At 61.6% G+C, this 271-nt stretch carries 1 protein-coding gene; it reads left to right on the forward strand.

All coding sequences use genetic code 11. From position 1 onward, the window contains the following. Positions 1–12 precede the first annotated feature (12 nt). Positions 13–271: hypothetical protein (locus SB772_RS41190; protein ID WP_410838673.1), on the forward strand; the 259-nt coding region annotated here is incomplete at its 3' end.

Consider the following 271-nt stretch of genomic DNA (forward strand, 5'->3'; position numbering starts at 1 on the left):
CTGGAAGTGGGCGTGCCCAATGTGATCAAGACCATTGGTCGGCTGGGCGTGAATGTCGATTGGCCAGCCTTCCCGGCGATGCTGCTGGGGGCCGGTGGTATGTCGCCGATGCAGGTCGCGACCATGTACCAGACGATTGCCAATGGTGGTTTCAACACGCCGATGCGCGGTATCCGCAGCGTGCTGACCGCCGAGGGCGAACCGCTCAAGCGCTACCCGTTCCAGATTCAGCAAACCTTCGACCCGGGTTCCATCTACCTGGTGCAGAACG

This window comes from Paraburkholderia sp. SIMBA_030, from assembly GCF_046535245.1.
Taxonomy (GTDB): domain Bacteria; phylum Pseudomonadota; class Gammaproteobacteria; order Burkholderiales; family Burkholderiaceae; genus Paraburkholderia.